Below are 26,800 nucleotides of genomic sequence, written 5' to 3'. Positions count from 1 at the left end.
TCTACGGTGCGAACACACCGCGTTGCCACAGCACTTGAGGAGGGACCCTCCGTGTCGTCCACCTGCGACCCCGCGCACGCTCCCGTCGGTGACGTGGGAGCGGCGCTGATGATGATCGACTCCCGACTGAAGGGCGTCCACGCGGGCAAGACCCGGATCGATCCCGAACAGCGGGCGATGATCGACCAGTTCACCGCGTCCCTGGACTCCCGGGGCGCCCATGACGTACTGGAGGGGGCCTGCACGCTCATCTACATGTACATGCAGTGGCTGCGGAGCGCGTACGAGGACCACGACCGGGACGTCCTGGAGTACGTGGTGCCCAGCACCGTCGCCACGATGCGGATGATGCCGCGGAGCGTGAGCCCCGAGGCCATCCCCTCGATGGCCGGTCTCATCGTCGCCGCGGGCACCGGGTTGAGCCCGAGCCTGTGGCGCCAGCAGTACGGCTACTGGACCAAGGAGGAGATGACCCCGCTGGAGGTCACCGCCTTCCTGCTCGCGGAGCACATCAACCGCCTCACCGAGGACCCCGACTTCGCCACCCGGCTGATCACCGACGCGCTGACGCGGGCGGACGAGGACGCGGCGGCGGACACGGACTGACCGCTCCGGCGGCGGACGACTCCCGGCCGCCCGAATCGGCCGCCGCGGTCGCCCGCCGGAATCGGCCGCCGGGACCCGGGAGCGGGAGCCGGTGGGCGGGAGCCGGTGGGCGGGAGCCGGTGGGCGGGAGCCGGTGGGCGGGAGCCGGTGAAACGTCAACGGCGGTGCGGGGAAGCGGACTTGGAGCGTCCGGGGTGCGTCGTGGGTGTCGGGCCAGCGCGGGGCGGGCGGTCCGCGCGGCGGCGGAGACCCTGACCGGAGGCGTCCCACCGGCGGGTTCGTTGTATTCTCCGTTGCCGGTTCGGGTGCGGCATCCCGCGTCCGCCGGTGCCGCCGGTACCCCGGGCCGGGAAGGGAGGCCGCACCATGTCGGCACCGCAACCCGAACTCCGGGCGTCCGTCACGGACCCACGGCCCCTCACGGGCGAGCCGCTCTCCCTCGACCTGCTCAACACGCGCTGGATCGACGGGGACGTCCCCCACGATCTGCTGGAGTCGGTCGAGGGCCTGGCCGTCTGGCTCGCCTCCACCGAACTGGACGACCGTGCCCCGGCGGACGAGCGGACCCTGGCCGCGCTGCGCGAGGTCCGCGAGGCCCTGTGGACCCTGATGGAGACCGACGGCGCCTCCCCCGAAGCCCGCGACGCGCTGAACGAGTACCTCGGACACGGCTGGCTACGCCGTCAGCTCCGCACCGACGGTCCGGGGACCGTGGCGGAGGCGGACAGCCCGGCGCACCTCCCCGCCTGGCTCGCCGCCGCCGACTACCTCCACCTGCGCGAGGAGAGGCCGTCCCGCATCCGCCGCTGCGCGAACGCGAGTTGTGTCCTCTACTTCTACGACGTCTCGAAGAACGGCACGCGACGGTGGTGCTCGATGGCGATCTGCGGCAACCGGGCCAAGGCCTCGCGTCACTACCGGCGCCACCGGCACGGCCAGCCGGACGCCTGACGGGCGCCCCCTCGCTCCCACCCCGACACGCACCTCCGCTCCCCCCGCTCGCCAACTCCCGGCCTCGGCGCTCGACTTCCGGGTCCCGTCCCCCGGCTGGCTCCCAACTCCTGGGCCCCGGCTCATCTTGGACCCTGCCCCCCTGCCCCCCTGACCCCTGACCCCCGGTTCCTGGCACCTGGCACCTGGCACCTGGCACCTGGTTGGTAACGCCCGAGCCCTGGGCCCGTCTGGCTCCTTCGCCGGTTCGCGACTCCAACTCCCAGCCCGCGCACCACTCTTCACCGTCCTCGCGCCGGGCACTCCTGATCTCCGGTGACGCTCGTGACGCTCGCTCCGTCCCGTCGCCTCGCTCCTCCGCGTCCCTTCCGTAGCCGCAACGCGGGGGTGGCGCCGTCGGGTTGGGGACGGCTGCGGCTTCGCGGCGGCCAACGGCCACCTCTCCCATGACCATCGAGCCGGGCCTCACCGTCCAGCTACCGGCGCGGGGAGGTCAGCCAAGTACCGGTGCGGGGCGGGGGGTTCGGCGTTCCCGGGCGGTTGACGCACCGAGAACATAACCTCTAACTTCTTTTTGAGTGGTTAGAAATCGCCCTCGTCGCCCGATGCGAAAGCGAGCACTCATGCCTGTTCTGAAGGGCCTCCAGACCGGTCACGTCGGTCTGAACGTCACTGGCCTGGAGCGGTCCACCGCCTTCTACACGCGCGTCCTCGGTCTCGACGTCCTCGCCGAGGGGGCGGAGGAGGGACGGCGGTACGCCTTCCTCGGCGTCGGGGGCGCCCCGCTGCTCACCCTCTGGGAGCAGAGCGAGGGCACCCACCCGGCCCGGCTGCCGGGGCTGCATCACCTGGCGTTCCAGGTCGAGTCGGTGGCGGTGGTGTGGGAGGCCGAACGGCTGTTGCGGGACCTCGGCGCCTCGTTCGCGTACGACGGGGTGGTTCCGCACGCGGAGGGCTCCGCCTCCGGTGGCGTCTTCTTCAGCGACCCCGACGGCATCCGCCTGGAGATCTACGCACCCACCGGCACCGAGGGCGCGACCGCCCCCGACGCCTCCGCCCCCACCTGCGGCTTCTTCTAGGCCGAAGCCCCCCGCCCCCCGCACGGCCGTCACGGCGCGGTCCCGGAGGACGGAGCACGCTGCCGGAGAACAGGGCACGGTGCCGGATGCCGGATGCCGGATGCCGGATGCCGGGGCACGATGCCGGAAAGGAGATTGCGTGGCCAGCTATCACCCGGGCGAACTCGCTGTCCAGCGGCGGGCGAACCTGGAGTCGTCCGCCGCCCGGTCGCTGACCGCCGTCCGGTCGGCCGTCCCGCCGGTCGCCGCGGCCTTCCTCGCGGAGCAGCCGTTCGTCGTGGCCGGGGCCGCCGACGCGGAGGGCCGTCTGTGGGCGACGCTGCTCCGCGGTCAGCCCGGGTTCCTGCGGCTGCCGCACCCCGAGGTCCTGGTGGTCGAGGCGCGTCCGCTTCCCGAGGACCCGCTGGCGCCCGTCCTCGCCGCACCGGCCCCGATCGGGATGATCGCCATCGAACCGGCCCGTCGTCGCCGGATGCGGATGAACGGACGCTCCCAGCCGGCGGGCGAGGGACTGCGCGTCGCGCTCGACCAGGTGATTCCGAACTGCCCCAAGTACCTTCAGCAGCGGGAGTACACACCGCTCCCGGTGGGTGACGCGCGGCGGGAGAGCCACCGCTCGACACGGCTGAGCGCGGCGCAACGGGCGGCGATCACCGCCGCCGACACCTTCTTCGTCGCCACCGCGTCCCCGGAGGGGGCCGCCGACGCCTCACACCGGGGCGGCAACCCCGGCTTCGTCCAGGTCCTGTCACCGACCCGGCTGCGGTGGCCGGACTACCGGGGTAACGCGATGTTCCTGACCCTGGGGAACCTGGAGCTGAACCCGCGGGCCGGTCTCGTCGTGCCGGACTGGACGGGCGGGTCGCTCCTCCAACTCACCGGCACCGCGCGCACGGTGTGGGACCCGGAGGCCGCCGCGCGCGTTCCGGGTGCGGAGCGGCTGGTGGACTTCGCCGTCGAGGAGGTCCACGAGATCTCGCACGCGGTGCCGCTGGGCTGGTCCGCCCCCACTTACTGGCGCTTCAACCCCCCGGTGGACTGAGTCTCCGACCCGGTGGACTGAGTCTGCGGCCCGGTGGACTGAGTCTCCGACCTCGGAGGGCCGGGCTCCGGTCCGTCTCCCCACGGCGCGGGCGGCCCCGGAGCGAGCGGGGCGGCCTCGGGCCGAGGGGGGCGGTCCCGGCGGGCGAGCGGGGGTCCCCGGCCGGACGCCCCCGGAGAGGCGGGGCCCGGCTGGGCGGTCGCGGCGGGGCGGTCCCCGGACGGTGCCCGGGGAGCGGGAAGCGTCCGGGGCCGTGCGGTGGGGCGGTCAGCGTACGTCGAACTCGTTGTCCTCGGGATCGGCCATGGTGACGTGCTCGCCGCCCTTGGCCGAGACCGTACGCAGTACGCGGGCGCCCAGCGCCGTGAGACGCCGCACCTCGGACTCCCGGTCGCCGGGGGCGGCGTGTACGTCGATGTGCAGCCGGTTCTTGCCGAGCTTGGGTTCGGGCACCGCCTGGAACAGCAGCCGCCTGCCCAGTCCGGTGCCGGTCGACGGCTCCACCGGATCGTCCGGGTGCCGCACCGCCGCCAGGTCCCGCCACACCTTGCCGTCCCGGAAGGGGAGGAAGTCCTCGACGTCGATCAGGCCCTGGTCGAGGAGGTTCTGGATGATCGGGCCGTGGTCCTCGATCCGGTAGCCGAGCGCGGCCTCCCAGAACTCCGCGAGGCGCAGCGGTTCCGCGCAGTCGATGACGAGCTTCCAGTCCAGGGCCATGGCGTTCTCTCCCGGGCGGCGGTCTGGCGCGGCGCCGGACGCGTGGCTCACGGGCGCCGGGACGGCGGGGGGCTGGCGCTGACGAGCTGGTGGCTGATCCTGGCGCGCAGCGCTCCCCATGTATAGCAGCCGGTTCCGGCAGCGGAGAGCGGCACGGCGACGGCCAGCAGGAGCGTGCCGTACGTCCAGCGATCGGCCGGTACGCACGGGCCGTCGACGCCGCAGTCGAGGAGAGTGGCGCCCGGGAGGAAGAGGGTGAGCAGAGCCGCGATCCAGCTGAGTGCCGCCGTCGCGCAGAGCAGCAGCCCCAGCGTCCGGACGCGTCCGGCGCGCGCCAGCGTCTCCCAGTGCAGTTGGCGGCGGCGCAGCTCGTCCGCCCGCTCCCGCTCCCGTTCCTGGTGGCCGGGGTGCTCGGGCGGGGCGGGGTCGTCGGGCGGGCCGGGCCGGTCGGGTCCGGTCATGTGCCGTCTCCTCGGTGCCGGGTGGCGTCGCCGCCTCGCCCCGGCCGGGCGGGCGGACACCCGGGGGGTGCCGCACCGGGGCCGGGCCGGTGGAGCGGCGGTGGCCCGCCGCTCAGTTCTGGCCCTGGCCCGGATGACCCGGTCCCGGCTGACGTGGCCCCGGCACCTGCTGACCGGGGTGACCGGCGGGTCCGGGCTGACCGGGCTGGCCCGCGGGGCCGGGCGCTCCGGGCTGGCCTACGGGGCCCGGCTGGCCCGGGTGACCGGCGGGACCGGGCTGGCCCGGGTGACCGGCCGCGGGGCCCGGCTGGCCGAGCCGCCGACGCTGGCCCGGTCCCGCGGGCTGGCCCAACTGGCCCGGCTGTGGCTGGCCCTGCTGGTCCGGGCGGGGCGGCAGCTGGCTCTGCGGCGGCTGCGGGGGCCGCCCCTGCGGGGCGCCCGCCGGGCCGGTGGGCTGGCCGGAGCGCGGACCGTCGGGCTGTTCGAGGCGCCGACGGCCGGAGGGGGCGGGAGCGTCCTCCGGACGCTGCCGTTCCGGCGCGTCCGGTGCGGCGGGGCCCCCGCCCCGCGACCCACCGCCCTGCTGACCGGCGTTCTGCTGGCTCGCGGTCGGCTGGCTCGCGGTCGGCTGGCCGATGCCCTGCTGACCGGCGCCCGAAGGACCAGCGGACGGGCCACCGGCGGGCGGCAGCGCGGGGAGTCCGGAGGCCGGGGCTCCCTGGGGCTGCGGGGCCGCTCCGGGCTTCGGCGCGGTGGGTCCGGCGGGTGCCGGGCCCGTCGCCGGGGTGGCGGGGATGGGCCCGCTCCACTCAACGGCGGCGCGGGCTTCCCGCAGCACCTGCTCCGCGACGGCCCGTACGTCGGACGGCACGTCGCCGAACTCTTCGATCAACTCGTCGTAGATCGAGGAACTGGTGTCGGTGGCTGTACTCATGAGCCTCTGACCTCGTTCTCACAGGGTTCTCGGGTGGTCGTTGTTCCGCACGGCCGTGCGGGGCTTGGCGCGGTTCCCCTTCGGGTTCCGCGCGGCCGTACGGTCTCGTACGTCCGCTGTTCCGAACCGGCCGAATAGGCTACTCACCCCCTCGGACATCGCGCTGGCCGGGAGGCCCGGAACGGATGTTCGGGACACGTTCGGTACAGAGCCGGTACCCGGTCGGTACCGCGTGGGGGCCGCCCCACGGGCCACCGCCGTCCCTCGCGTCCCGGCCGCGCGGGCCCGTTCCGGGCACGGCGCCGCTCCGCTTCCGGCCCTCGCGGGGCGAGTTGACGGATGGGTAACGGTGAGCGTCGCGGGTGGGGGCGGACGCGGGAACCCGTCACGCGCCGGTGGTGCGTGGACGCGTGGTTTGTCAACCGGATGACAGGACCGGGACTCGCCTTCGCCCTAGCCTGAGCCCCGATGGAACCCCATGGACGGTCCAAGCGGCACGGTCTCCCGCGGCGTCTCGGCGCCCTCCGGAGACCCTGGCGCTCCCGGAGTACGGCGGCGGGGCTGGCGGGGAGGTTCGGGAGCCGCCCGGGCGTGCGGCGGTTCGTCCGGGGTGTCCGGCGGATCGCCGGGCACCTGTGGCGCCCCGGTACGTCCCGGCCGCGCCGCCGTACCGTGCTGGGGGCCAGCGCGGCCGCCACGCTGTTGCTGCTCGCCCTGGTGGTGGCGCCCGAGGAGGGTGCCGAACGGGCGGCGGGGTGCGGCGGTCTGCGGGTCGGTGCCTGGCAGCGCGACTCCGCGATGACGGACGAGTTCACCCGTTACGGGAACGACAACGCGCGGCTGGACGACTGGACCGGCGGGGACGGCACCCGGTCCGTACGGCTGCCGGACGGGCGGACGCTCTGGATGTCCGCCGACACCTTCCTGGACGAGGTGCGGGGCGGGGTCAGCCGCGCGCCGAACGCGGTGTGGGTCCGCAACTCGGGGCTGGTGATGTCCCCGGAGGGCCGGATCGAGCGGACCCTGCTGGGCGGTACCGAGACGAACCCCACCGCGCTGTTCCCCGGCACCTCCACCGAGGACGGGCGGGAGGTGTGGCGGTGGCCCACGCAGGCGGTGGTGGAGCCACGGGCGCCCGGCTCGTCGGAACGGGTCGTGCGGGTGGTGCTCTGGCAGCGGGAGGCGGGTCATCCGCCGTGGGTCTTCGGGGTGCCGCGGGCCACCGAGGTGGCCACGCTCTCGCTGCCGGACCTGGAGGTGGAGAGCGTCCGCACGGTCGACGAGCCGCGCCATCCGCAGTTCGACCGGCGGGTGCTGTACGGGACGTCGGCGGTGCGGGTGGGGCGCTGGACGTACGTGTTCGGCGCCGACGAGGGCAGCGTGAACGGTTCGGCCTCCCGCGCGCACGTGGCGCGGGCGCCGGTGGGCAGGCTCGCCGAGCGGTCGGAGTGGCGGTACTGGGCGGGCGCGGAGCGCGGCTGGCAGCGCACGGCGTCCCGGTCGCGTCCGGTGCTGGTGGGTGAGGAGTGGCAGCGCGGCGCCACCGGTACGTACTCGGTGGTGCGGTCCGGGGACAGCTGGCTGTTGCTGACGATGGACGCGGGCGGGCCGGACGGCACGGGCCTCTCCGACGTCACGACGTACTGGTCCTGTGCGCCGACCGGCCCGTGGAAGGGGCCGACGACGGCGGTGCGGCCGCCGCTGCCGCCGGGTGGGGCGGAGGCCGGGGCGCTGCCCTACAACCCGCAGGGGCACGTGGAGTTCGGCTCGGGCGAGCCGGGCGGCGGCGGCCGTCTGCTGCTCGGCTACGACGTGAACGTGCTGAACTCACCGCAGGCGATCCACGAGAACGTCAGCCTGTACCGGCCACGGTTCCTGCGGCTGGAGCTGGAGCGCGTCAACGCCCCGGAGTGACCGGCCGGAGGGGCACCCCCAACCGGACGGACCCGACGGGACGCGGCGGACCCGACGGGACGGGCGGACCGGGGCGCCGGGGGTCACTCCGTGGAGGTGGGGCCCTCGCGGAGGGCGGCGCGGCGGGACGCCTCGGTGGGGCGGCGCTCGGCGTCCTCCTCCTGGTCTATGTCCCAGAGGCCGTCCTGGTCCTCGTCGCGGGTCTCCTCCTCCCACAGCGCCCGGTACCTGGCGTTCCGGAACCGCAGGAGGACGCAGGCGCAGAGCGCGGCCAGGAAGGAGGCGATGAGCACGGCGGCCTTGACGTGTTCGGTGGTCTCCGCGTCGGTGAAGGCCAGTTCGGTGACGAGCAGGGAGACGGTGAAGCCGATCCCGGCGAGCATCGACACCCCGGCCACGTCGGCCCAGGCCAGGTCGGAGCTGAGGCGGGCGCGGGTGAACCGGGCGGCCAGGTAGGTGCCGCCGAAGACGCCGACTATCTTGCCCGCGAAGAGCCCGAGGACCACGCCCAGCGCCTCGGGCTGCCGGGCGGCCTCCGCGAGCGCCGAGCCGGAGACGCTGACGCCCGCCGCGAACAGGGCGAACAGCGGCACGGCGACCCCGGCGGAGAGCGGCCGGACGAGGTGCTCGATGTGTTCGGCCGGGGAGGTGTAGTCGTCCTCGGAGCGTCCGGCGGGCGGCTTGACACGCAGCAGCATGCCCATGGCGACGCCCGCGATGGTGGCGTGCACGCCGCTGTTGTACATCAGCGCCCAGATCGCCAGGCCGAGCGGGACGTAGACGTACCAGCCGCGCACGCCGAGGTTGATGTGCAGGACCCGGAAGAGGACCAGTCCGGCGAGCGCGCCGCCGAAGGCCGCCCAGTTCAGGGTGGAGGTGTAGAAGACGGCGATGACGAGGATCGCGCCCAGGTCGTCGACGATGGCGAGGGTGAGCAGGAACGCGCGGATCCCGGAGGGGAGGTTGGTGCCGATCACCGCGAGGACGCCGAGCGCGAAGGCGATGTCCGTGGCCATCGGGATGGCCCAGCCATCGGACTGCCCGCCGGCGGGAACGTTGACGGCGAGGTAGAAGAGGGCGGGGACCGCCATACCGCAGATCGCGGCGACCACGGGCAGCGCCGCGGCGGCCGGGTTGCGCAGCTCCCCGGCGACCAGTTCCCGCTTCAGCTCTATCCCGGCGACGAAGAAGAAGACCGTGAGGAGCCCGTCGGACGCCCAGTGCGCGACGGAGAGGTCCAGGCCGAGGGCGGGAACGCCGAAGTGGAAGGAGCTGACCGACTCGTACAGGTCGCGCAGCGGGGTGTTGGCCCAGACGAGCGCGATCAGCGCGGCGGCCAGCAGCACCATGCCGCCGACGGTCTCGGTGCGCAGGGCGTTGGTCAGCACGCGCCGTTCGCGGGCGCCGGGACGGGCGAACAGCGCGGTGGCGCGGGCGGGGGTTCCGCTGGGCTCCGGGGTGGTGTCGCCGGTGGGCTGGGAGGGGGACGTCATCGGGCGGGCTCCCTGGGGGTCGCGGGCAGGAGGTAGCTCACTGCCGACCAGACTTCCCGGCTCACCATGTCGATATGGATCTTTTCTTGCCTGACCACCGTACCGGGTACCTGCGGTTTTTCGAAGAGTGGCGATGATCACGAACCCCGGGCGGGGCAGCCGTCGTCTCCGGCGGCAGCCGGAGCGCCCCGCCCGGCCGCTCGTTCGCTTACCCTGTGCCCGCGCGCCCGCCCTCGCGCGGGCGCGCGGGACACCAGGGCACATGCCCGGTGGGGCGGGGTCCGTGACGGGCCGGGTCCGGCCGGGCGGCGGGCGGCGCCGGTCAGCGGGGGCCGCCGACGGTGGCGGGCGGGCAGACGGCGGTGGACACCGGTGCGCGGCACCGGCGGAACGGTACGGAGACGGGACGGCACGTGAGACGGGACCCGATAGCCAGCTCCTTCCTGGGGGACTACCCGCGGCTGCTCGCCGAGGTGTCCAGCACCGGGCGGCTGCCGCGCAGGGACGAGCTGGAGGCCCTGCGGGAGCTGGGGGAACGCGCCGCGGAGCACGGCCACGGGCTGCGGCAACTGGTCGGGCTCTACCTGAAGGAGACCCGGCGCCTGTGGAGCGAGCTGCCAGGCGTCGCGGAGACGGCGGGCGCCGCCGCGCGGGCCCGGGTCGGGGACGCGGTACTCGGCGCGGTGGACGCGGCCGTCGCCGCGCTGAGCGACGGGCACGAGCGCGCCCAGCGGCTCGCGGTGCGCCAGGAGGAGGGCGAGCGGCGGGAGTTCATCGACGACCTGCTGTACGGCCGGAGCGACCTGGGGCGGCTGGCCGAGCGGGCGCGCCGCTTCGGGCTGCACCTGGCCGACCGGCACGCCGTCGCGGTGGCTGTCGGCGCGGAACACTACGACGACGTGCACCCCACGGTGCGGCGCATCGAACGCGAGCTGCTGGCCCGGTACGAGGAGCGCGACGTGCTGCTCTCCACCAAGGAGGGGCGGCTGGTGTGTGTGGCGGGCAGCGCCGACACCACGGTGCTGGACACCTTCGCCAAGCTGGCCGAGGCCCCGGGGCCGGGCTACACGGCGGCGCACCGGGTCGCGGTGGGCCGCGAGCACGCCGGGGCGGGCGGGGTGGTGCTGAGCTACGAGGAGGCCCTGGGCGCGCTGGAGTTCGCGGACCAGCTGGGGCTGGAGGCGGTGCGGTTGGGCGCCGCCGAGGTGCTGGTCTTCCCCGTCCTGCTGCGGGACCGGGCGGCGATGGCGGATCTGGTGCGGACCGTGCTGGGCCCGCTGACGCAGGCGCGGGGCGGCGCCGAGCCGCTGATGGAGACGCTGTCGGTGTGCGCCGCCGCGGGGTACGTCAACGCGGAGGCGGCCCGGCGACTGGACGTCAGCGTCCGCACGCTCTCCTACCGGCTCGTCCGTATCCGCGACCTCACCGGCTACGACCCGGGCGACGCGCTCCAGCGGTTCACGCTGGAGACGGCGGTGATGGGGGCCCGGCTGCTGGGCTGGCCGCGCACCGAACTCTGAGCGGGACACGCCCACTTCACACCGTCGCGCGTGGACGCCCCACCTCACCACCGTCGCGCGTGGACGCCCCACTTCCCGGCCGACGTGCGCGGGGTGCCGGGCCTTCGCGGTCCCCCGTCCACGGGTGCCGGGCGGCGCGTGGGGGTCCGCGGCGGGGCGTTGCTCACGCACGGTGGTGGCGGGGGCGTTCCGGCGGGGTGTGGGGTGGTGGGCGGTGCGGGGCGCGGTGGGGTGAGAACCGGGCACGGGCGGGGACACCGGGCCATGGCTCGGGCAAGGACCGGCAAAGTCCGGCCAAGAACACGACCGTTCGGGAACCAGAGCCCCGGTTTCACCGTGAGTGAGACGTAAAGGCAGCGTTAAGACTGCCGGGATCCGGAAGTGTGTAAGGGACACACTCAGTGACATCCTGGCGGCACACCGCACAGGGACGGGGGCAAGGCAGTGCACGACTTCCTTGACGTGGCGCTGAGTTTCCCGGCGGCGCTGTTCACCTTCGCCCTGGCCGTGGTGGTCGTCTACTGGCTCCTGACGCTGGTGGGCGGCCTGGGGGTCGATGCCTTCGACGGGGGTGAAGGTATCGGCCCCACCTCAGGCGGGGCCGCGCCGACCGGGTTCGCCGGGGTGCTCAGCGCCCTCGGGCTCGGCGGAGTGCCGGTCACCGTGGTGCTGTCGCTGGTGACGGCGATTGCCTGGTTCGTGTCCCTGGCCGCCGCCGCGCTGACCGGCAGCGTGCCGCTGCGGGCCGCGGCGCTGCCGGTGGCCCTGCTGCTCGCCTACGGGGTGACCCGGCTGTTCGCGCTGTCACTGCGCCGGTTCGCGCCCCGGGAGAAGGGCATCGAGCTGGCGGAGTTCGTCGGCCGGGTCTGCGTGCTCCGCACCGGGCGGGTGAGTCCGGACTTCGGGCAGGCCGAGGTGGTCGCCGAGGACGGCTCGACCGCGCTCATCCAGGTCCGGGTGGCGCCCGAACCACCGCTGGCGCCCGCCGAGTCGGCCGCGCAGTCCGCGCTGACGGCGGGGGACAGCGCGCTGATCTACGCCTACGAAGCCGAGGGCTCGTTCTTCTGGATCGCGCCGTACGACGCGGCGCTGGATCCGAACCAGCCGCCCTCCTGACACACCCCCGCTCACGACAACCGCACATACCGCGCGACTCCGGCACCCGGGCCCCCAGCGGCCCGTGCGCGGGCCGGGCCGCGCTCCGCATCCGCTCGGAGGTCTTCCATGGACACCATCTCGCTGGGTATCGGCGTGCTCATCGCCGTCGCCCTGATCATCGCGCTGGTCGCGCTGTACGTCGTCAGCAGGCTGTTCCGCAAGGTCCCGCAGGGGCGGGCGCTGATCGTCTCCAAGATGCGGAAGGTCGACGTGACCTTCACCGGGCAGGTCGTGCTGCCGGTGCTGCACCGGGCGGAGGTGATGGACATCTCGGTGAAGGCGATGGAGATCCACCGCACCGGGCGGGACGGGCTGATCTGCCAGGACAACATCCGCGCGGACATCCGCATCTCGTTCTTCGTCCGGGTCAACAAGACCGTGCAGGACGTGATCAAGGTGGCGCAGGCCATCGGCACCGAGCGCGCCAGTGACCAGGCGACCCTCCAGGAGCTGTTCAACGCGAAGTTCTCGGAGGCGCTGAAGACGGTCGGCAAGCAGCTCGACTTCCAGGACCTCTACACCAAGCGGGACGAGTTCCGCGACCGCATCATCCAGGTCATCGGCACCGATCTGAACGGCTACAGCCTGGAGGACGCGGCCATCGACTACCTGGAGCAGACCCCCCTGGTGCAGCTCGACCGGGACAACATCCTGGACGCCCAGGGCATCCGCAAGATCACCGAGCTGACCGCCGAACAGCACGTGCTGACCAACGAGTTCCAGCGTCAGGAGGAGAAGGAGATCACCCGGCAGAACGTCGACGCGCGGGAGGCCGTGCTGGAGCTGGAGCGGCGGCAGGCCGACGCGGAGATCCGGCAGACGCGGGAGATCGAGACCCTGCGCGCCAAGGAGGAGGCGGAGACCGAGCGGGTGCGGGCCGAGGAGCGGCTGCGGTCGGAGTCGGCGGGGCTGAAGACGGACGAGGCGCTGGGTATCCAGAACGAGAACCGTGAGCGGGAGCTGGCCGTCGCGCAGCTCAACCGGCAGCGGGTGGTGGCGATCGAGAACGAGCGGATCGAGAAGGACCGGCTGCTGGAGGTCATCGCCCGGGACCGGGAGACCCAGCTGCGCCGGATCGCCGCCGACAAGGAGGTCGAGGGCGAGAAGCGGGACATCGCGGACGTGGTGCGGGAGCGGATCGCGGTGGAGAAGACCGTCGCGCAGCAGGAGGAGGAGATCAACAAGCTGCGCACCGTCGAGGAGGCCGAGCGGGAGCGGCAGGCGCTGATCATCCGGGCCGAGGCCGAGGCGCAGGAGCGGCTGGTCAAGGACATCAAGGCGGCGGAGGCCGCCGAGCAGGCGGCCGAGCACCGGGCGGCCGAGGAGCTGACGATGGCGGAGGCGCGCCGCAAGGCGGCGGAGCTGGACGCCGAGGCGGCGGTCCGGCTGGCGGACGGCAAGAAGGCGGACGAGGCGGCGGCCGGGCTGGCCGAGGCCGAGGTGGCGGAGCGGATGGCGGACGCGTCGGAGAAGACGCGTGGCGTGGAGGCGCGCGCCCAGCGGGAGATGGGCCTGGCCGAGGCGGAGGCGATGCGGGAGAAGATGCGTGCCGAGGCCCAGGGGCTGAACGAGAAGGCGGCGGCGATGGCGGCGCTGGACGCGGCGAGCCGGGAACACGAGGAGTACCGGCTGCGGCTGGACGCCGAGAAGGAGGTGCGGATCGCCGGGATCGACGTGCAGCGGCAGATCGCCGAGGCGCAGGCGGGGCTGGTCGCGAAGGGACTGGAGAACGCCAAGATCGACATCGTGGGTGGGGACACCGTCTTCTTCGACCGGCTGGTGGGCGCCATCTCGGCGGGCAAGGGCGCGGACGCCTTCGTCGCGAACAGCGAGACGGTGCGGACGGTGGCCGGGTCCTGGCTGGACCCGGAGGGGTCGACCTTCACCGAGGACCTCTCGCGGATGCTCGGTGGGCTGGGCGCCTCCGGGCTGCGGGACCTGACCCTGTCCGGGCTGCTGACCCGGCTGGTGGCGGCGGACGGGCCGAACACGGCGCAGCTCCGCTCGCTGCTGGAGAGCGTGCGGGGCACGGAGGCGGCGGACCTGCCGCTGTCGGCACTGGCCCCGGCGCCGCGGAACGGCAGCGCTCCGGTGATGACGAAGGGCTGAACGGGCGGACTGGCGGGGCCGGTTGGTCCGGCACCCGCCGGAGCGCCCCCGCGTCGCGCGCGGAGCCGCCGCTGAACTCCGTGGTCCGGCCTCGGGGTTGGGGGGGGAGGTACGGCACGGGGCGGGGGTCCGCGCGCGGGGGTGCGCGGGAGTCGGGGACACGGGGCAGGGAACGACGAGGAGGGTGGGCAGTGCCGGAGGTCGATCAGGAGACGCTGGAGGGGGCGGCCGAACAGGGGGCGCCGGGCGGCTCGTTGGACGCGGGCACCTACGAGGTGCTGCGGGACCGCATGGTGGGCGCGGCGGCGGAGCTGTCCGCCCGGGCGCGGGCGCTCAACACCGAGCGGATGGCGGTGTTCGGCGGTGGCGAGCTGGAGTTGGCGGGACCGGTGCGGCTCCACACCGAAGCGCCCTGTGTCGCGCGGGACATCGTGCGCGTCGGCGAACTGCTGCTGCTCGGGCGGGAGTCGGAGTCGGGGTTGACTCCGGAGACCGGCCTCACGGAGGTCCTCACCCTCTACCGGCGGGACGGCGAGGGGTACCGGGAGCAGCCGCCGGAGGCGCTGCCCGGGCTGCTCGACGACGCGCGGTTCCAGCGGGACTTCGCGGAGCTGTGCCGGTACTTCCGCGGGGCCCGGCTGCTCCGGCTGCGGCTGGTGGGCTCGTTGCTGCTGGCGGTCTTCCGGACCGGGGACCGGGCGGCCGACATCCGGGTGCTGCGCTGGCGGTTCGCGGCGGACGGCGGTGTGGAGTACGTCGACGCGAAGGGGGAGCGGGACCACCGGCTGCCGGAACCGTACGAGGAGCCGTGGACGCCGACCGGGCGGGAGGACCACGCCGACGGGCGGCATCCGCACGTGCTGGTCGACGGGGCGCTGCGGGTGGACACGCTGGAGGGGACGCTCAGCGTGCGGTCCGCGGAGGGCCCGGAGCCCGGTGTGGAGCTGTACTCGGAGCCGGTCGACGAGCCGCTCCAGTCGCTGGCCGACGCGGAGGTCGGCTACGTGCGGGTGGGGCCGCTGCTGCTGCTGCGGGTGCTGCCGTACAACGAGACCGTCGCCCGGTACCTGGTGTGGAACGAGCGGACGGGCGAGGTGGTGCGGCTGGACGGGCTGGGCCGCTCGTGGCGGCGGCTGCCGGAGGACCAGGGGGTCGTCTTTCCCGGCGGCTACTACCTGACCACGGCGCCCGCCGGGCGGGCCGCGAAGACCTTCGCCACCGACACCGAGGGCCTGGCGTACGAGCGGACGGTGCGCTCGCCGAACGGTGAGGACGTGCTGCACGTCTTCCAGGCGCCCGCCGGGGGGCACACGCTGCTGCTGCCGTACAACCTGATCCGTGAGGAGGTGAGCAGCCCGCTGCCGGCGCGCGGCCACACCCTGTTCGAGGACGGCACGCTGGTGGTGCTGCGCGCGGGCGAGGGGCCCGCGCGGGTGCACCAACTCCAGGTCTGGCGCACGCCGTTCGTCAGTGACAGCCACGCGGCGGCGGTTCCGGCCGGGGAGGGGCCGCTGGCGCGGGTGGGCAACGCGGAGCTGGTGCGCGGGGTGTCGGACTGCCTGGCGGTGGCGAGGATGGCGGACGGCATGGAGCCGAACGGCACCGTGTTCCGCGCGATCACCGCCGCCTGCGAGCGGGTACGCGATCTGCACCACTGGCTGCCGGACGGTGGACTGGGCGGGCTGGACGGCCCGTTGGAGGTGCTGCGGGCCACGGCCGAGCAGGTAATCGAGGAGTTCCAGCGGGTCGAGGAGGCGCGGGCCCGGGACAGCGCGGCGCTGGACGAGGCGGAGCGCGAGGTCACCGCGCTGGTGCGGCGGGCCCGGGGCGAGGTGCCGGGTGGGGCGGCGGGCTGGGTGGCGCTCCTCACCGAGCTGCGGCGGGCGCGGGGCGGCGCGGAGTCGCTGCGGGAGTTGCGGCACGCCGACCCGGAGCGGATCACCCGGCTGACGGGGGAGCTGACGGAGTCGCTGGCGGCCACCGGCCGCCGGGCGGTGGCCTTCCTCGCCCGGGAGGACGCCTTCGACACGACCCGGGCCGGGATCGCCGGGCTGGAGGAGCGGGCGGCGCGGGCCACGACGGTGGCGGAGACGGAGCCGCTGGACGCCGAACTCACCGAGCACGCTGAGGGGTTGCGGACGGTCACCGAGGTGGTGGGCGGGCTCGACATCGCGGACGCCACGGTGCGTACCGGGTTGCTGGAGCGCGTCGGTGAGGTGACCGGGGCGGTCAACCGGGCGCGGGCGGTGCTGGACGGGCGGCGCGCGGAGCTGCGGGACGCGGAGGGGCGGGCGGAGTTCGCCGCGGAGGTCGCGCTGCTGGGGCAGGCGGTCGCGGGGGCGCTGGCCGCGGCGAGCGGTCCCGAGGAGTGTGACGAGCAACTGGGGCGATTGCTCATCCAGTTGGAGAACCTGGAGTCCCGCTTCAGCGCCTTCGACGACTTCCTCGCCCAGCTCGCGGACCGCCGCGAGGAGATCTACGAGACCTTCGCGGCGCGGAAGCAGGCGCGGCTGGACGAGCGGGCGCGGCACGCGGAGCGGCTGGCCGGTTCGGCGGAGCGGGTGCTGGGCACGGTCACCCGGCGGTCCGCGGCGCTGGACACGCTGGACGAGGTCAACGCGTACTTCAGTACCGACCCGCTGGTGGAGAAGGTCCAGGCGACCGCGGGTGAGCTGCGGGACCTCGGGGACACGGTGCGCGCCGAGGAGCTGGAGGGGCGGCTGAAGGCCGCGCGGCAGGAGGCGGCGCGGGCGCTGCGGGACCGCGCGGACCTGTACGACGCCGAGGGCACGGTGCGGCTGGGCCGTCACCGGTTCGGCGTCACGGGCGAGTCGGTCGGTCTGACGCTGGTGCCGCAGGACGGCGAGCTGGTGTTCGCGGTGACCGGCACGGACTACCGGGCGCCGGTGCGTGACGCGGAGTTCGCGGCCACCCGGGACTTCTGGGACCAGCCGCTGGTGTCCGAGTCACCGGCCGTCTACCGGGCCGAGCATCTCGCGGCGACGGTGCTCCAGGCGGCGGTCGAGGGGCGGGACGGGCTGACCCTGGACGGGCTGCGCGCCGCGGCCTCCAGCGACGGCGGTGAACTGCTGGGCCTGGTACGGGAGATGGCCGAGGCCGCCTATGACGAGGGCTACGACCGGGGGGTCCACGACCACGACGCGGCCCGGGTGCTGGAGTGCGTGCTGCGGTTGCGGGACGGTGCCGGGCTGCTGCGTTTCGCGCCGCGGGCGCGGGCCGCCGCCCAACTGTTCTGGGCCTTCGGTACCGACGCGGCGACGCGGAACGGCTGGGCGGTGCGGGCCCGTTCGCTGGGGCGGGCGCGGAGCGCCTTCGGCGGGACGGCGGAGGCGGCGCGGCTGGCGGGCGAACTGGGCGAGGCGGCGGGCCGGTTCCTGGCGTCGTTCCCCGGCACCGCTGAAGACCCGGCGGACGGTGGGGAGTCGGGGGATCCGCTGCGGTCACCGCCGGGGACGGCGGGCGAGGCCGGGGAGTACCTCTTCGAGGAACTCGTCCTGGGCGGGCCCCGGTTCGCGACGGGCGCCGCCGCCCGCGCGCTGCTCGACGACTTCACCACGGCGCTGGGCGGCGCTGGTTCGGCGGAGGCGAAGGAGCTGGCGGAGGACCTGGCGGCGCTCGACGCGGATCTGGGGGCGAGAGCGCAGCTGCTCGGCGGCTGGCTCTCCGGGTACGCGGCGAGCCGGGAGCTGGGGGGCGAGTCGGCGGCGGCGCTGCCGGAGGCGGCGGCGATCCGGCTGTGCGGGGAGGCGGTGGACCGGCGGGACACCCCGGCGCCGCTGTCCGCCGCCGTGACCGGGCTGCTGGGTACCCATCCGCGGGTCGAGCGGGGTGAACTGCCGCTGCGGCTGGACGAGTTCCTGGCCCGCACGCGGGAGTTCCGCACCTGCCGGGTGCCCGCGCACCGCGCCTACACGCGGCGGCGCAACGCGCTGCTGGAGGCGGAGCGGGAGCGGCTGGACCTGGAGCGCTACCTGCCGCGGGTGATGCCCGCGTTCGTCCGGAACCGGCTCATCGACGAGGTGTACCTTCCGCTGATCGGTGACAACCTGGCGAAGCAGCTCGGCACGGCGGGCGAGGAGCGGCGCACCGACAGCCAGGGGCTGCTGTTGCTGCTGTCCCCGCCCGGGTACGGCAAGACGACGTTGATGGAGTACGTCGCGGCGCGGCTGGGGCTGGTGTTCGTCACGGTGGACGGTCCGGCGCTGGGGCACCGGACGACCTCGCTCGATCCGGCGGCGGCGCCGGACGCGGCGGCCCGCCGCGAGGTCCAGAAGATCAACTTCGCGTTGGAGATGGGCAACAACGTCCTGCTGCACCTGGACGACGTGCAGCACACCTCGCCGGAGCTGCTCCAGAAGTTCATCCCGCTCTGCGACGCCCAGCGCCGTATCGACGGGGTCGGCTCCGACGGGCGTCCGCGCGGCTACGACCTGCGCGGCAAGCGGTTCGCGGTGTGTATGGCGGGCAACCCCTTCACCGAGTCGGGGAGTCGCTTCCGGGTGCCGGACATGCTGGCCAACCGCGCCGACGTGTGGAACCTGGGGGACGTGCTGAGCGGCCGGGAGGAGCTGTTCCGGCTCAGCCACATCGAGAACGCCCTCACCTCCAACCCGGTGCTGGCGCCGCTGACGGCGTGGGAGCGGGCGGACGTGGACCTGCTGGTGCGGATGGCGCGCGAGGAGCCCGGCGCCCGGGCCGACCAGCTCTCCCGGCCGTTCCCTCCCGCCGAACGGGAGCGCGTGCTGGCCGTGTTGCGTGGGCTGCTGGAGGTGGTGGAGACGGTGCTGCGGGTCAACGCGGCGTACATCGCCTCCGCCACGCGGGACGAGGCGACCCGGCGCGAGCCGCCGTTCCTGCTCCAGGGGTCGTACCGGAACACCAACCAGCTGGCCGAGCGGATCAGTCCGGTGCTGAACGCGGAGGAGCTGGCGGCGCTCGTCGACGACCACTACCAGGCGGAGGCGCAGACGCTGACCACCGGCGCCGAGGCGAACCTGCTGCGGCTGGCGCTGCTGCGCGGCCGGGCCACGCCCGAACAGGAGGCGCGCTGGGCGGAGTTGACCGAGCCGTACCGCCGCTGAGGAGCCGCGCGGAAGCGCCGTCCGGCGCACCGGCGGCGCGCTTCGACCATATGATCGGGGTTCGCTTGTCCCGATGACCCGGCTCGGCGGGAACGCGTCCCGGCGGGGCCTCGTACGGGCAGGAACTCGTACCGGCAGGAGGAGAACGGCACGGTGCAGGGCACGTCCACACTGGGCAAGGCCGTACGCGGCGCGGCGCTGCTGCTCGCGGCGGGCACCGCGCTGGCCGCGGCCTGCGCCTCCGCGCTCGGGCATGTGCGCAGCACGCCCGGGCTGGTCGACGGCTGGCCCGGTGGCGCGGTCGGCTTCGGGCTGAGCTGCGGCGTCACGGTGCTGCTCGCCAGCACCGCGACGCTCCGGCTGCTGCGGGTGATCCGCTCGGGCCCCACCGAGCTGCGCGCCCGGTACCTGCCGTGGGCGGTGCTGTGCGCGGCGCTCGGAACACTGTCCGGGGTGTACGGGCTGGCGGTGGTTCCGCCGCGCTGGTGCTACCAGTCGCTGAGCCCGCGGTGTGACGCGCTGCCGGGCGCGGCCGAGGCGGGGCTCGCCTTCCAGGCAACGCTGATCGGGGCGTTCTTCCTGAACGGCGCCGTCATGACCTGTGCCAGCGGCGCCCGCGCGGCCCGGCAGGAGCGGCTGGGCCCGATGGCCCGGCCGCGGCGTCCCGAGTGACGGGGGCCGGGCCGGGCCCGCGCGGATAACGCGGTGGGTGCCACGGCCCGGGAGCGGGCCGCGTACCGCGGGTCTACTTGACGTTCCAGATGAGCGGCTTCGACAGGTCACCGGCCCAGGCGACCTGCTTGACCGCGGTGCCCTCGTCCAGCAGGAAGGTGGAGCACTCGTTGACGGTGTCGCCCTGCTTCACCTCGCCCATGGCGTCCTTCGGGCAGCCGCCCTTGATGTCCGCGGCGCCGATGGTGATGAGTTTCTGGCCGGGCCTGCCGTCGGCGCCCAGCACGCGCGCCTTGACGTTGAAGTTGGGGCTGGTCTCCGGCTTCGCCATCTCCGCCACCTGGTAGCGGAAGTGGACGAACACCGGGTACTTGCCCTTGACCTTCTCCGCCTGCACGCCGGCGGCGACGAGGTCGGCGTTGGTGGCCTTGCCGACCTTGGTCGCGGTGACGCGGACCTTGCCCTTGTCGTTCATGTCGTGGGTGCCCGGGGCGGTCTGGCCGACCACCAGGGTCTTGTTGCCGGGTCGGCTGTTGGAGCCGCCGGAGCCGTTGGAGTCGTCGTTGGAGTCGTTGTTGGCGTCGTCCTTGGCGTCGTCGGATCCGCCGCCGGAGCCGCCGGAGTCCTGGGAGGTGTCGTCGCCGCCCCCGCCGCCCTTCTTGCGTCCGCCGTCCCCGTCGTCGGAGCAGGCGGTCAGGGTCAGGGCCAGGATCGCCGCCGGGGCGGCGACGCGGAGCAGGGTCTTCCTACGGTGCAGCACGTGATTCTCCTGAGGTGTGCGCGTACGTCTCGTACGTCTCCCAGCACAGCGCTGTGCGGGGTGGACTGGACGGACCGGGGTCCGGGGAGACCGCGCGCGGGCGCGGGCTCCGAATCCGGTCCGCCGGCGGGCCGGTGACCCGACCGGGTCAGGCCGTGGGAGCGCGTGGGGCGTGCGGCCGTCCCCCTCCTGGTTCGTCACTGCCGCTCGCGTGCCGCCGGTGTCACCGGGTCCGGCGCCGTGGTCGGTGCCGGGTGGATCCGGGTGTCTGTGTCCCCCCGCGGCCGCGTCACCGGATCACCCCCACCGGGTGGTCCCCCGCGACGCTCCCGGCCGCCCTTGGGCCGTTGACGTGGGATGCTACACGCAGCGTGAGGCGACCCCCCGAGGCGCGGGGGCCGCCACACGGACCCCCCGCACCCCCTTCCGGAGCCCCCGCCACCGCTTGCCGTGGCCCACCGGCCGCCCCTCCGGAGGCTGTCCGGAGGGGCGGGCCGGAAGCCCCTCCCCCACCGGTCCCACCAACCCCCACCCGTCCCGCGCGACCTGGACTTTCACCCCCGCCATCCGGACGGGGCGGGGGGCCGCGGAACGCCCCGCGCGCCGCCCCCGCCGGCCAGAGCGCCCGCCCGCCGGGCGGCCCGTGGACCGCCCCGGGAACCGCCGTCGCGCACGCTCCGGGGGACGTTTCCGTTGCGAAGCTGTCGCCGTTTCGGGTCGGTTCCGGATCCGTCCTGATGCGGTTCCGGTGCGAAGCGCGGACACCTCCGGTACGGAACGGCCCGCGTTCCGCCCCCGTCCGGCTTCGCCCCGCCCGCCCGCCTCCCGTACGGGCTCCCCGCACTCCCCCACGTCCCACCGAACATTCCGCTTCCGGGCACGCCCACAGCCGTCCCCACCGGGGAGAGGCCCGCCCCGGGCCGCGCGGGAGGCGGGAGCGCGGCGAACTCCCGGCGCCCCGGGGGAAGTCCGAGGGGTGAACGGAGGAGGAGTGCACGAGGGGCGAAGGCGGGGCGAAGGCGAAGCGAAGGAAGCAACCCGGATGAGCGGCAGGACGCGCCCTACGTAGCATGTCCACTCCAACGAACGGGAGGCCCGCACCGATGGAAGAGCTCGCACCGGACGAGCCCCGGGAGATAGCCGGATACCAGCTGAAGGCACGGCTGGGCCAGGGCGGCATGGGCATGGTGTACCTGTCACACACGCGGGGCGGTCAGCCCGTCGCCCTGAAGGTCGTGCGGCGCGAGTACGCCCAGGACCCGGAGTTCCGGCGGCGGTTCGCCGCCGAGGTGGCCGCGGCCCGCCGAGTGCAGGGCCCCTACACGGCCCCCGTGCTGGACAGCTTCACCGACGGCCCGGAGCCCTGGCTCGCCACCGCCTACGTCCCGGGCCCCTCGCTGTCCAGCGCCGTCAACGAGCACGGCCCGCTGCCCCTGGGCACCGTCCTCCAGCTGACGGCGGGGGTCGCCGAGGCCCTCCAGACGGTGCACGCGGCGAACGTCGTCCACCGCGACCTGAAGCCGTCCAACGTGCTGCTCGCCTCGGACGGTCCCCGCGTCATCGACTTCGGTATCGCCCGCGCCGCCGACGCGACCGCGCTGACCGGCACCGACGCCCGGCTGGGCACCCCCGCCTTCATGGCGCCCGAACAGGCCGTGGGCGGCGAGGTGACCCCGGCGCTCGACGTGTTCGCGCTCGGGCTGGTCGCGCACTTCGCCGCCACCCACCGCCACCCGCACGGTGACGGCGCGTCCGCCGCGCTCCTCTTCCGCATCGTGTCCGAGGAGCCGGACCTCAGCGAGTGCCCCGAGGAGCTGCGCGAGCTCATCTCCTCCTGCCTCGCCAAGGACCCCGCGGACCGTCCCACCCCCGCGCGGGTCATCGAGCGGTGCGCACTGCTCGCGGGCACCGCGGGCGTCGCCCGCGACCAGGACTGGTGGCTGCCGCCGACGCTCGCCGCGGAGGTGTCCCGGCAGGAACAGACGCTGCGGCTGGTCGGATCGGGCGACGGCACCGGCGCCACACCGCAGGCCGCCCCGCCCGCCCCCGCGCCGCCCGGCCACTCACCGCAGCAGGCCATGGCGTCCGCCGCGCCCACGGCGCCCGGCTGGACCCCGCACGCCCAGGTCCCGCACGCCCCCACCGCCCCGCACGTCCCCGACCCACGGCCCGCGCAGAGCCCACCCGGCTTCGGCGCCGCCCCGCTCCCGCCCGACTCCGGCAAGGGCGGCCGCCGCACCTCGATGCTGGTCGCCGCGTCGGTGGCGGGCGCGCTGGTCCTCGGCGCGGGCACGGTCCTCGGCATCCAGATGCTCTCCGGCGACGGCGACGACTCCGGCGGGAACGGCGGCGGGCAGGCCGCCGAGAGCCCCAGCGGCCGCGGCTCCAGCGACGACCGGGAGTCCGAGGAGCCGCCCGGCGGCGACCCCGGCGGCGGCACGGACGACACGACCGCGCCCCCGGAGGACACCGGCGGCGACGCCAAGCAGGAGGCGGGCTGGCGCCTCACCCAGCAGGACAAGTCGGTCACCCTCTCCGGGCCGAAGCCGGACACCACCAAGCGGTACAAGGTCTGCGACACCTACTACCTGGACGTCGACAACGACCTCTCCACCGAACACCCCGGCAACGTCGGCCTCATCGACAGCTTCGGCGCCATCGCCTACGGGGCCTGCGCGGAGCCCGACCAGGACGAGGGGTTCCAGACCACCGACGGCGCCATCATGAACACCACGAAGAAGGAGTTCCCCAAGCCCAGCGAGTGCCTGAAGATCGCGCGGGACAGCTCGCTGCCCAACCCCGTCCCGCTCAAGAAGGTGCGCGACGACTCCGTCTTCAAGGAGAACACCGGCATCTGCGTGGAGTCCTCCGAGAAGGCCGTCGCCCACCTGTGGATCCGCAAGATCAACCGGGACGGCAAGAACAGCCTGCCGAGCTACGTCCTCACCGCGACCCTCTGGGAGCCCGAGAGCTGACAGTCCCCCGCCCGGCGGCACCCCGGCCCCCGGTGGGCGACCGGCCGGGCGGGACGGCGGCCACCGGACGGACCCCGTCCGGACGCCGAACGCCCCTCCCCCACCGAGGCGTTGGGGCTCCCTGGCGCACCGGCGATGGGTCCGGATCGCCCCCTCGTACGTCACACCCCCGGCAGAACGCCGGAGACGGCTGACACATGGGGGATGGACGATGCGAACGACGGCGTGGCGAACCGGCGTGGGAGCGCTGCTGAGCGCGGCGCTGCTGGCCGGATGCGGCCTGGGCGGCGGGGACGACACCACACGGGAGGCGGCCGATCGCGGTGGGGCGCCCGCGCCCCCGAACGAGGCGGCGCCCGCCCCACCCGGCGGCGGGTACGAGGCGGGCGGCGAGCGCCGGAACCAGGAGCGGGGGGACGCCGCGGGGGAGCCCCGCACCCCACCCGACCTCCGGTCCACCTTCGCGCTCGACGTCGACACCGCCTCCTACGGCTACGCCAGCCGCACCCTGCGCGACGGGGCACTGCCGCGGCCCGACACGGTGCGCACCGAGGAGTTCGTCAACAGCTTCGGCCAGGGCTACGCCGAACCGGAGGGCGACGGCTTCTCCGTCTCGGCGGACGGCGCCCGCACCACCGAACCCGGCTGGTCGCTGCTGCGCGTCGGCCTCGCCACCCGCGCGGAGAGCGCCGGGGAGGCGCGCGCCGCCGAACGGAAGCCCGCCGCGCTCACCTTCGTCCTGGACGTCTCCGGCTCCATGGCGGAGAAGGGGCGGCTCGACCTCGTCCAGCACTCGCTCCGGCTCGCCGCCGAGCAGCTCTCCCCCAGGGACTCGGTGTCCCTGGTGACCTTCAGCGACGAGGCCCGCACCGTCCTGCCGATGACCCGGCTCGGCGAGCGCGACGGCGGCGCGGGGCGCGCGAAGCTGCGCGCCGCCGTCGCCGACCTCGCCCCGCGGAACAGCACCAACCTCGGCGCCGGGGTCAGCACCGGCTACCAGGAGGCCGTCAAGGGGAAGCGGAAGGGCGGCACCAACCGGGTCGTGCTGCTCTCCGACGCCCTCGCCAACACCGGTGACACCGGCGCCGACAGCATCCTGAGGAGCGTCGCGGAACACCGGAAGGAGCACGGGATCGCGCTGTTCGGCGTCGGCTTCGGCAGCGAGTACGGGGACGCGCTGATGGAGCGCCTCACCAACCGGGGCGACGGCCACACCACGTACGTCTCCAGCCGGCGCGAGGCGCGCGAGGTCTTCGTCGACCAGCTCCCCCGGCACGTCGAACTCCGCGCCCGGGACGCCAAGGCGCAGGTGGAGTTCCGCCGCGCCGCCGTCCGGGAGTTCCGCCTCCTCGGCTACGAGAACCGGGCCGTACGGAACGAGGACTTCCGTAACGACGCGGTGGACGGCGGCGAGGTCGGCCCCGGCCACACCGTGACCGCCCTGTACGCCGTGCGGCTCAAGGAGGGCGCTACCGGCCGGGTGGCCACCTCGACCGTCCGCTGGCTCGACCCGTCCACCCGCGAGCCACGCGAGCGGAAGCGCGAGACCGACGCCGGGGCGCTGCGCGGCGCCCTGTGGAAGCGCGGCGCCGACGGCGGCCGCGCGCGCGACGGGGCCACCTCGCCCCGCCTCCGACTCGCCGCCACGGCCGCCTACTTCGCACAGGCGCTCCGCGCCGAGGACGCCACCGGCGAACGGATCACCCCCCGCTCCGCCCCACGGGACACCCCGCCGGGCAAGCCGAACGGGAAACCGTCGACCCTGCCCGGCGCCCCCACCCTTCCGGAGCTGCGCGGCCACGCCCGCGCGGTGGCCCGGGAGACCGGGGACAGGGCGGCCACCCGGCTCGCGCGGAACATCGCCCGCGCCGCGAAGCTGTCCGCGAGGACCCCCGAAGGCGGCTGACCCGGGCCGGGCCGACCACCCCGGCCCGGCCCGCGCACCACCCACACCTCCCGCGGACCCGCCCGAAGCCGACGCCTCGCACCCGCCTCGCACGCACCCCGCACGTATCCCCCGGGAAAAGAGCCATGGCCCGTGCCCTCGGGGGGAAGAGGCACGGACCATGGCGGTCTCGGGGGTGGGGCCGTGGCCCCGGGCGTCAGGGCGCTCAGCGCACCTGGAGCTTCTGCCCCGGGAAGATCAGGTTGGGGTCGCCACCGACGGTGGACTTGTTGTCCTGGTAGATCTTCTTCCAGGTGGTGCCCTTGGCGTCGGCGATCTTGGACAGCGTCTCGCCGGACTTCACCACGTGGTTGCCCTTACCGGCCTTCGGCTGCGCCGGCTTCGGCTGCGACTTCTGCGGCTGGGCCTGCTGCGGCTGGGTCTGCTGCGGTTTGGGCTGCGCCTGCCGGTTGGAGCGCTCCTGCGGCTGGGCGCGCTCGGCCGAGGCACCGTCCGGGTTCACGTTGGCGGCCGGGCCACCGGCGGTCAGGCCACCGGCGCTCGCGCAGGCCCACGCACCCGGGCCCTGGATGGCCAGCAGCCGCTCGGCGGTGGCTATCTGCTGCGCCTTGGTCGCCTGGTGCGCGTTGGGCGCGTACTGGGTGCCGCCCGCCGCCGCCCAGCTGGAGCTGGAGAACTGGAGGCCGCCGTAGTAGCCGTTACCGGTGTTGATCGACCAGTTGCCGGTGGACTCGCACTGGGCCACCTTCTCCCAGGTCTCGACCGAGGCGGCCTGGGCGCTGCCCGCCGTCATCAGCGGGAGGGCGACGGCGGCACCGGCGACGCCGGTCACGGCGACGGCGCGGGTGGCGATGGACGGGCGACGGTGACGGCCCTTACCGGAGAATCGCATGCTCTTTCATTCCTTACGGTTGCGGCTGTCCGCCGTCTGAAACCGGCGAACGGGTCGAGCGGAGCGACACTAAGCACACCCGTCTGGATGCATCAAAAGTCCACCTGCCGAGATCATCGGCCCACTTGACAACAGTCATCGCCATTGACGCAGGTGAGAAAGTTAGCCGCGAATAGGACAGAGCGGGTGTGACGCAGAACTCGGAGAGAAGCGTCACAGATCGACAGTGGAACAGCGGGTGGTTTCCCGCTGAACACCCCCAATAGTCCGATATCTCCGCCGCCTCGGAGGCGACGCGCCCCCATCTCCCCCGCACACGCCCGCACTTCACCCCGGACCACACGCCGCCCGAACCGGGACCCACGAGCCGCCGCCACCCGAGAGGTTTCCGAGCGGACCCGAGAGGACCACCGCCCCCCGAGGGGACCACCCCTCTGCATGTTCACGCCCTCCGGGAATGGGTGCTGGACCCGATGGCGCCGGACGGGAGGCGGCGCGAGTCTGAGGCG

18 protein-coding genes are annotated in these 26,800 nt (G+C 74.4%); 12 read left to right on the top strand and 6 right to left on the bottom strand.

Annotated elements, in window-relative coordinates:
* Positions 1 to 51 precede the first annotated feature (51 nt).
* The 4 genes from E0L36_RS02045 (at position 52) to E0L36_RS02030 (ending at position 3,678) form a co-directional block, all read left to right on the top strand.
* Positions 52 to 606, top strand: a complete 555-nt coding sequence (locus E0L36_RS02045; RefSeq protein WP_180927128.1) for a hypothetical protein — start codon at positions 52 to 54, stop codon at positions 604 to 606.
* Between the two features lie 366 nt (positions 607 to 972).
* Positions 973 to 1,557 carry a CGNR zinc finger domain-containing protein gene (locus E0L36_RS02040; protein ID WP_180927127.1) on the top strand — a complete coding sequence of 195 codons (585 nt, stop codon included), beginning with the start codon at positions 973 to 975 and terminating at the stop codon, positions 1,555 to 1,557.
* Between the two features lie 623 nt (positions 1,558 to 2,180).
* Positions 2,181 to 2,636: a VOC family protein gene (locus E0L36_RS02035; RefSeq protein WP_180927126.1), complete on the top strand. Its 456-nt coding sequence runs from the start codon at positions 2,181 to 2,183 to the stop codon at positions 2,634 to 2,636.
* A 139-nt stretch (positions 2,637 to 2,775) separates the two neighbouring features.
* Complete coding sequence (locus tag E0L36_RS02030; protein WP_180927125.1) at positions 2,776 to 3,678, top strand: pyridoxamine 5'-phosphate oxidase family protein; 903 nt, start codon at positions 2,776 to 2,778, stop codon at positions 3,676 to 3,678.
* 267 nt (positions 3,679 to 3,945) lie between these two features.
* Here the strand turns inward: E0L36_RS02030 and E0L36_RS02025 are convergent, their stop codons facing one another.
* The 3 genes from E0L36_RS02025 to E0L36_RS02015 form a co-directional block, all read right to left on the bottom strand.
* Entirely contained in the window at positions 3,946 to 4,395 is a 450-nt protein-coding gene (locus E0L36_RS02025) for a VOC family protein (RefSeq protein WP_180927124.1), read from the bottom strand.
* Between the two features lie 47 nt (positions 4,396 to 4,442).
* Positions 4,443 to 4,856 (bottom strand): hypothetical protein, encoded by a 414-nt coding sequence (locus E0L36_RS02020; RefSeq protein WP_180927123.1) that lies wholly within the window; start codon positions 4,854 to 4,856, stop codon positions 4,443 to 4,445.
* Between the two features lie 112 nt (positions 4,857 to 4,968).
* The gene (locus E0L36_RS02015) at positions 4,969 to 5,790 is read right to left on the bottom strand and encodes a hypothetical protein (RefSeq protein ID WP_180927122.1); all 822 of its coding nucleotides are present in this window, start codon (positions 5,788 to 5,790) and stop codon (positions 4,969 to 4,971) included.
* Between the two features lie 591 nt (positions 5,791 to 6,381).
* Here E0L36_RS02015 and E0L36_RS02010 point away from each other — a divergent pair.
* Entirely contained in the window at positions 6,382 to 7,704 is a 1,323-nt protein-coding gene (locus E0L36_RS02010; protein ID WP_308416596.1) for a hypothetical protein, read from the top strand.
* An 83-nt stretch (positions 7,705 to 7,787) separates the two neighbouring features.
* On the opposite strand, the gene nhaA is transcribed toward E0L36_RS02010, so the two are convergent.
* Positions 7,788 to 9,197 carry a Na+/H+ antiporter NhaA gene (gene nhaA, locus E0L36_RS02005; protein ID WP_180927120.1) on the bottom strand — a complete coding sequence of 470 codons (1,410 nt, stop codon included), beginning with the start codon at positions 9,195 to 9,197 and terminating at the stop codon, positions 7,788 to 7,790.
* Positions 9,198 to 9,610: 413 nt separating this feature from the next.
* Here nhaA and E0L36_RS02000 point away from each other — a divergent pair, with 413 nt between their 5' ends.
* From E0L36_RS02000 to E0L36_RS01980, 5 genes are all read left to right on the top strand, one after another.
* The gene (locus E0L36_RS02000; protein WP_180927119.1) at positions 9,611 to 10,717 is read left to right on the top strand and encodes a helix-turn-helix domain-containing protein; all 1,107 of its coding nucleotides are present in this window, start codon (positions 9,611 to 9,613) and stop codon (positions 10,715 to 10,717) included.
* Between the two features lie 444 nt (positions 10,718 to 11,161).
* The gene (locus E0L36_RS01995; protein ID WP_180927118.1) at positions 11,162 to 11,833 is read left to right on the top strand and encodes an OB-fold-containig protein; all 672 of its coding nucleotides are present in this window, start codon (positions 11,162 to 11,164) and stop codon (positions 11,831 to 11,833) included.
* Between the two features lie 108 nt (positions 11,834 to 11,941).
* Positions 11,942 to 13,984 carry an SPFH domain-containing protein gene (locus E0L36_RS01990; protein WP_180927117.1) on the top strand — a complete coding sequence of 681 codons (2,043 nt, stop codon included), beginning with the start codon at positions 11,942 to 11,944 and terminating at the stop codon, positions 13,982 to 13,984.
* A gap of 290 nt (positions 13,985 to 14,274) precedes the next feature.
* Positions 14,275 to 19,086 carry a DNA repair ATPase gene (locus tag E0L36_RS01985; protein ID WP_180928531.1) on the top strand — a complete coding sequence of 1,604 codons (4,812 nt, stop codon included), beginning with the start codon at positions 14,275 to 14,277 and terminating at the stop codon, positions 19,084 to 19,086.
* Between the two features lie 153 nt (positions 19,087 to 19,239).
* A complete protein-coding gene (locus E0L36_RS01980) occupies positions 19,240 to 19,758 on the top strand; it encodes a hypothetical protein (protein WP_180927116.1) in 519 nt (172 codons plus the stop codon).
* 73 nt (positions 19,759 to 19,831) lie between these two features.
* On the opposite strand, the gene E0L36_RS01975 is transcribed toward E0L36_RS01980, so the two are convergent.
* Positions 19,832 to 20,518 carry a hypothetical protein gene (locus E0L36_RS01975; protein WP_180927115.1) on the bottom strand — a complete coding sequence of 229 codons (687 nt, stop codon included), beginning with the start codon at positions 20,516 to 20,518 and terminating at the stop codon, positions 19,832 to 19,834.
* A 1,103-nt stretch (positions 20,519 to 21,621) separates the two neighbouring features.
* Here E0L36_RS01975 and E0L36_RS27330 point away from each other — a divergent pair.
* Both E0L36_RS27330 and E0L36_RS01965 read left to right on the top strand, forming a co-directional pair.
* Entirely contained in the window at positions 21,622 to 23,493 is a 1,872-nt protein-coding gene (locus E0L36_RS27330; protein WP_258015865.1) for a serine/threonine-protein kinase, read from the top strand.
* 211 nt (positions 23,494 to 23,704) lie between these two features.
* On the top strand, positions 23,705 to 25,399 hold the full coding sequence (locus E0L36_RS01965; protein ID WP_180927114.1) for a VWA domain-containing protein: 1,695 nt from the start codon (positions 23,705 to 23,707) through the stop codon (positions 25,397 to 25,399).
* Between the two features lie 205 nt (positions 25,400 to 25,604).
* Here the strand turns inward: E0L36_RS01965 and E0L36_RS01960 are convergent, their stop codons facing one another.
* Positions 25,605 to 26,291 carry a transglycosylase family protein gene (locus E0L36_RS01960; RefSeq protein WP_180927113.1) on the bottom strand — a complete coding sequence of 229 codons (687 nt, stop codon included), beginning with the start codon at positions 26,289 to 26,291 and terminating at the stop codon, positions 25,605 to 25,607.
* Positions 26,292 to 26,800: the final 509 nt, after the last annotated feature.

The organism is Streptomyces sp. AJS327 (genome assembly GCF_013450295.1).
Lineage (GTDB): Bacteria > Actinomycetota > Actinomycetes > Streptomycetales > Streptomycetaceae > Streptomyces.
This window is presented reverse-complemented; position numbering and strand designations above follow the sequence as displayed.

Bases quoted from the DNA above. Each gene is read 5' to 3' on its own strand.
- E0L36_RS02015 (WP_180927122.1), bottom strand. From the start codon at position 5,790: ATGAGTACAGCCACCGACACCAGTTCCTCGATCTACGACGAGTTGATC.
- E0L36_RS27330 (WP_258015865.1), top strand. From the start codon at position 21,622: ATGGAAGAGCTCGCACCGGACGAGCCCCGGGAGATAGCCGGATACCAG.
- E0L36_RS01965 (WP_180927114.1), top strand. From the start codon at position 23,705: ATGCGAACGACGGCGTGGCGAACCGGCGTGGGAGCGCTGCTGAGCGCG.
- E0L36_RS01960 (WP_180927113.1), bottom strand. From the start codon at position 26,291: ATGCGATTCTCCGGTAAGGGCCGTCACCGTCGCCCGTCCATCGCCACC.
- E0L36_RS02025 (WP_180927124.1), bottom strand. From the start codon at position 4,395: ATGGCCCTGGACTGGAAGCTCGTCATCGACTGCGCGGAACCGCTGCGC.
- E0L36_RS01985 (WP_180928531.1), top strand. From the start codon at position 14,275: ATGGTGGGCGCGGCGGCGGAGCTGTCCGCCCGGGCGCGGGCGCTCAAC.
- E0L36_RS01990 (WP_180927117.1), top strand. From the start codon at position 11,942: ATGGACACCATCTCGCTGGGTATCGGCGTGCTCATCGCCGTCGCCCTG.
- nhaA (WP_180927120.1), bottom strand. From the start codon at position 9,197: ATGACGTCCCCCTCCCAGCCCACCGGCGACACCACCCCGGAGCCCAGC.
- E0L36_RS02040 (WP_180927127.1), top strand. From the start codon at position 973: ATGTCGGCACCGCAACCCGAACTCCGGGCGTCCGTCACGGACCCACGG.
- E0L36_RS02035 (WP_180927126.1), top strand. From the start codon at position 2,181: ATGCCTGTTCTGAAGGGCCTCCAGACCGGTCACGTCGGTCTGAACGTC.
- E0L36_RS02020 (WP_180927123.1), bottom strand. From the start codon at position 4,856: ATGACCGGACCCGACCGGCCCGGCCCGCCCGACGACCCCGCCCCGCCC.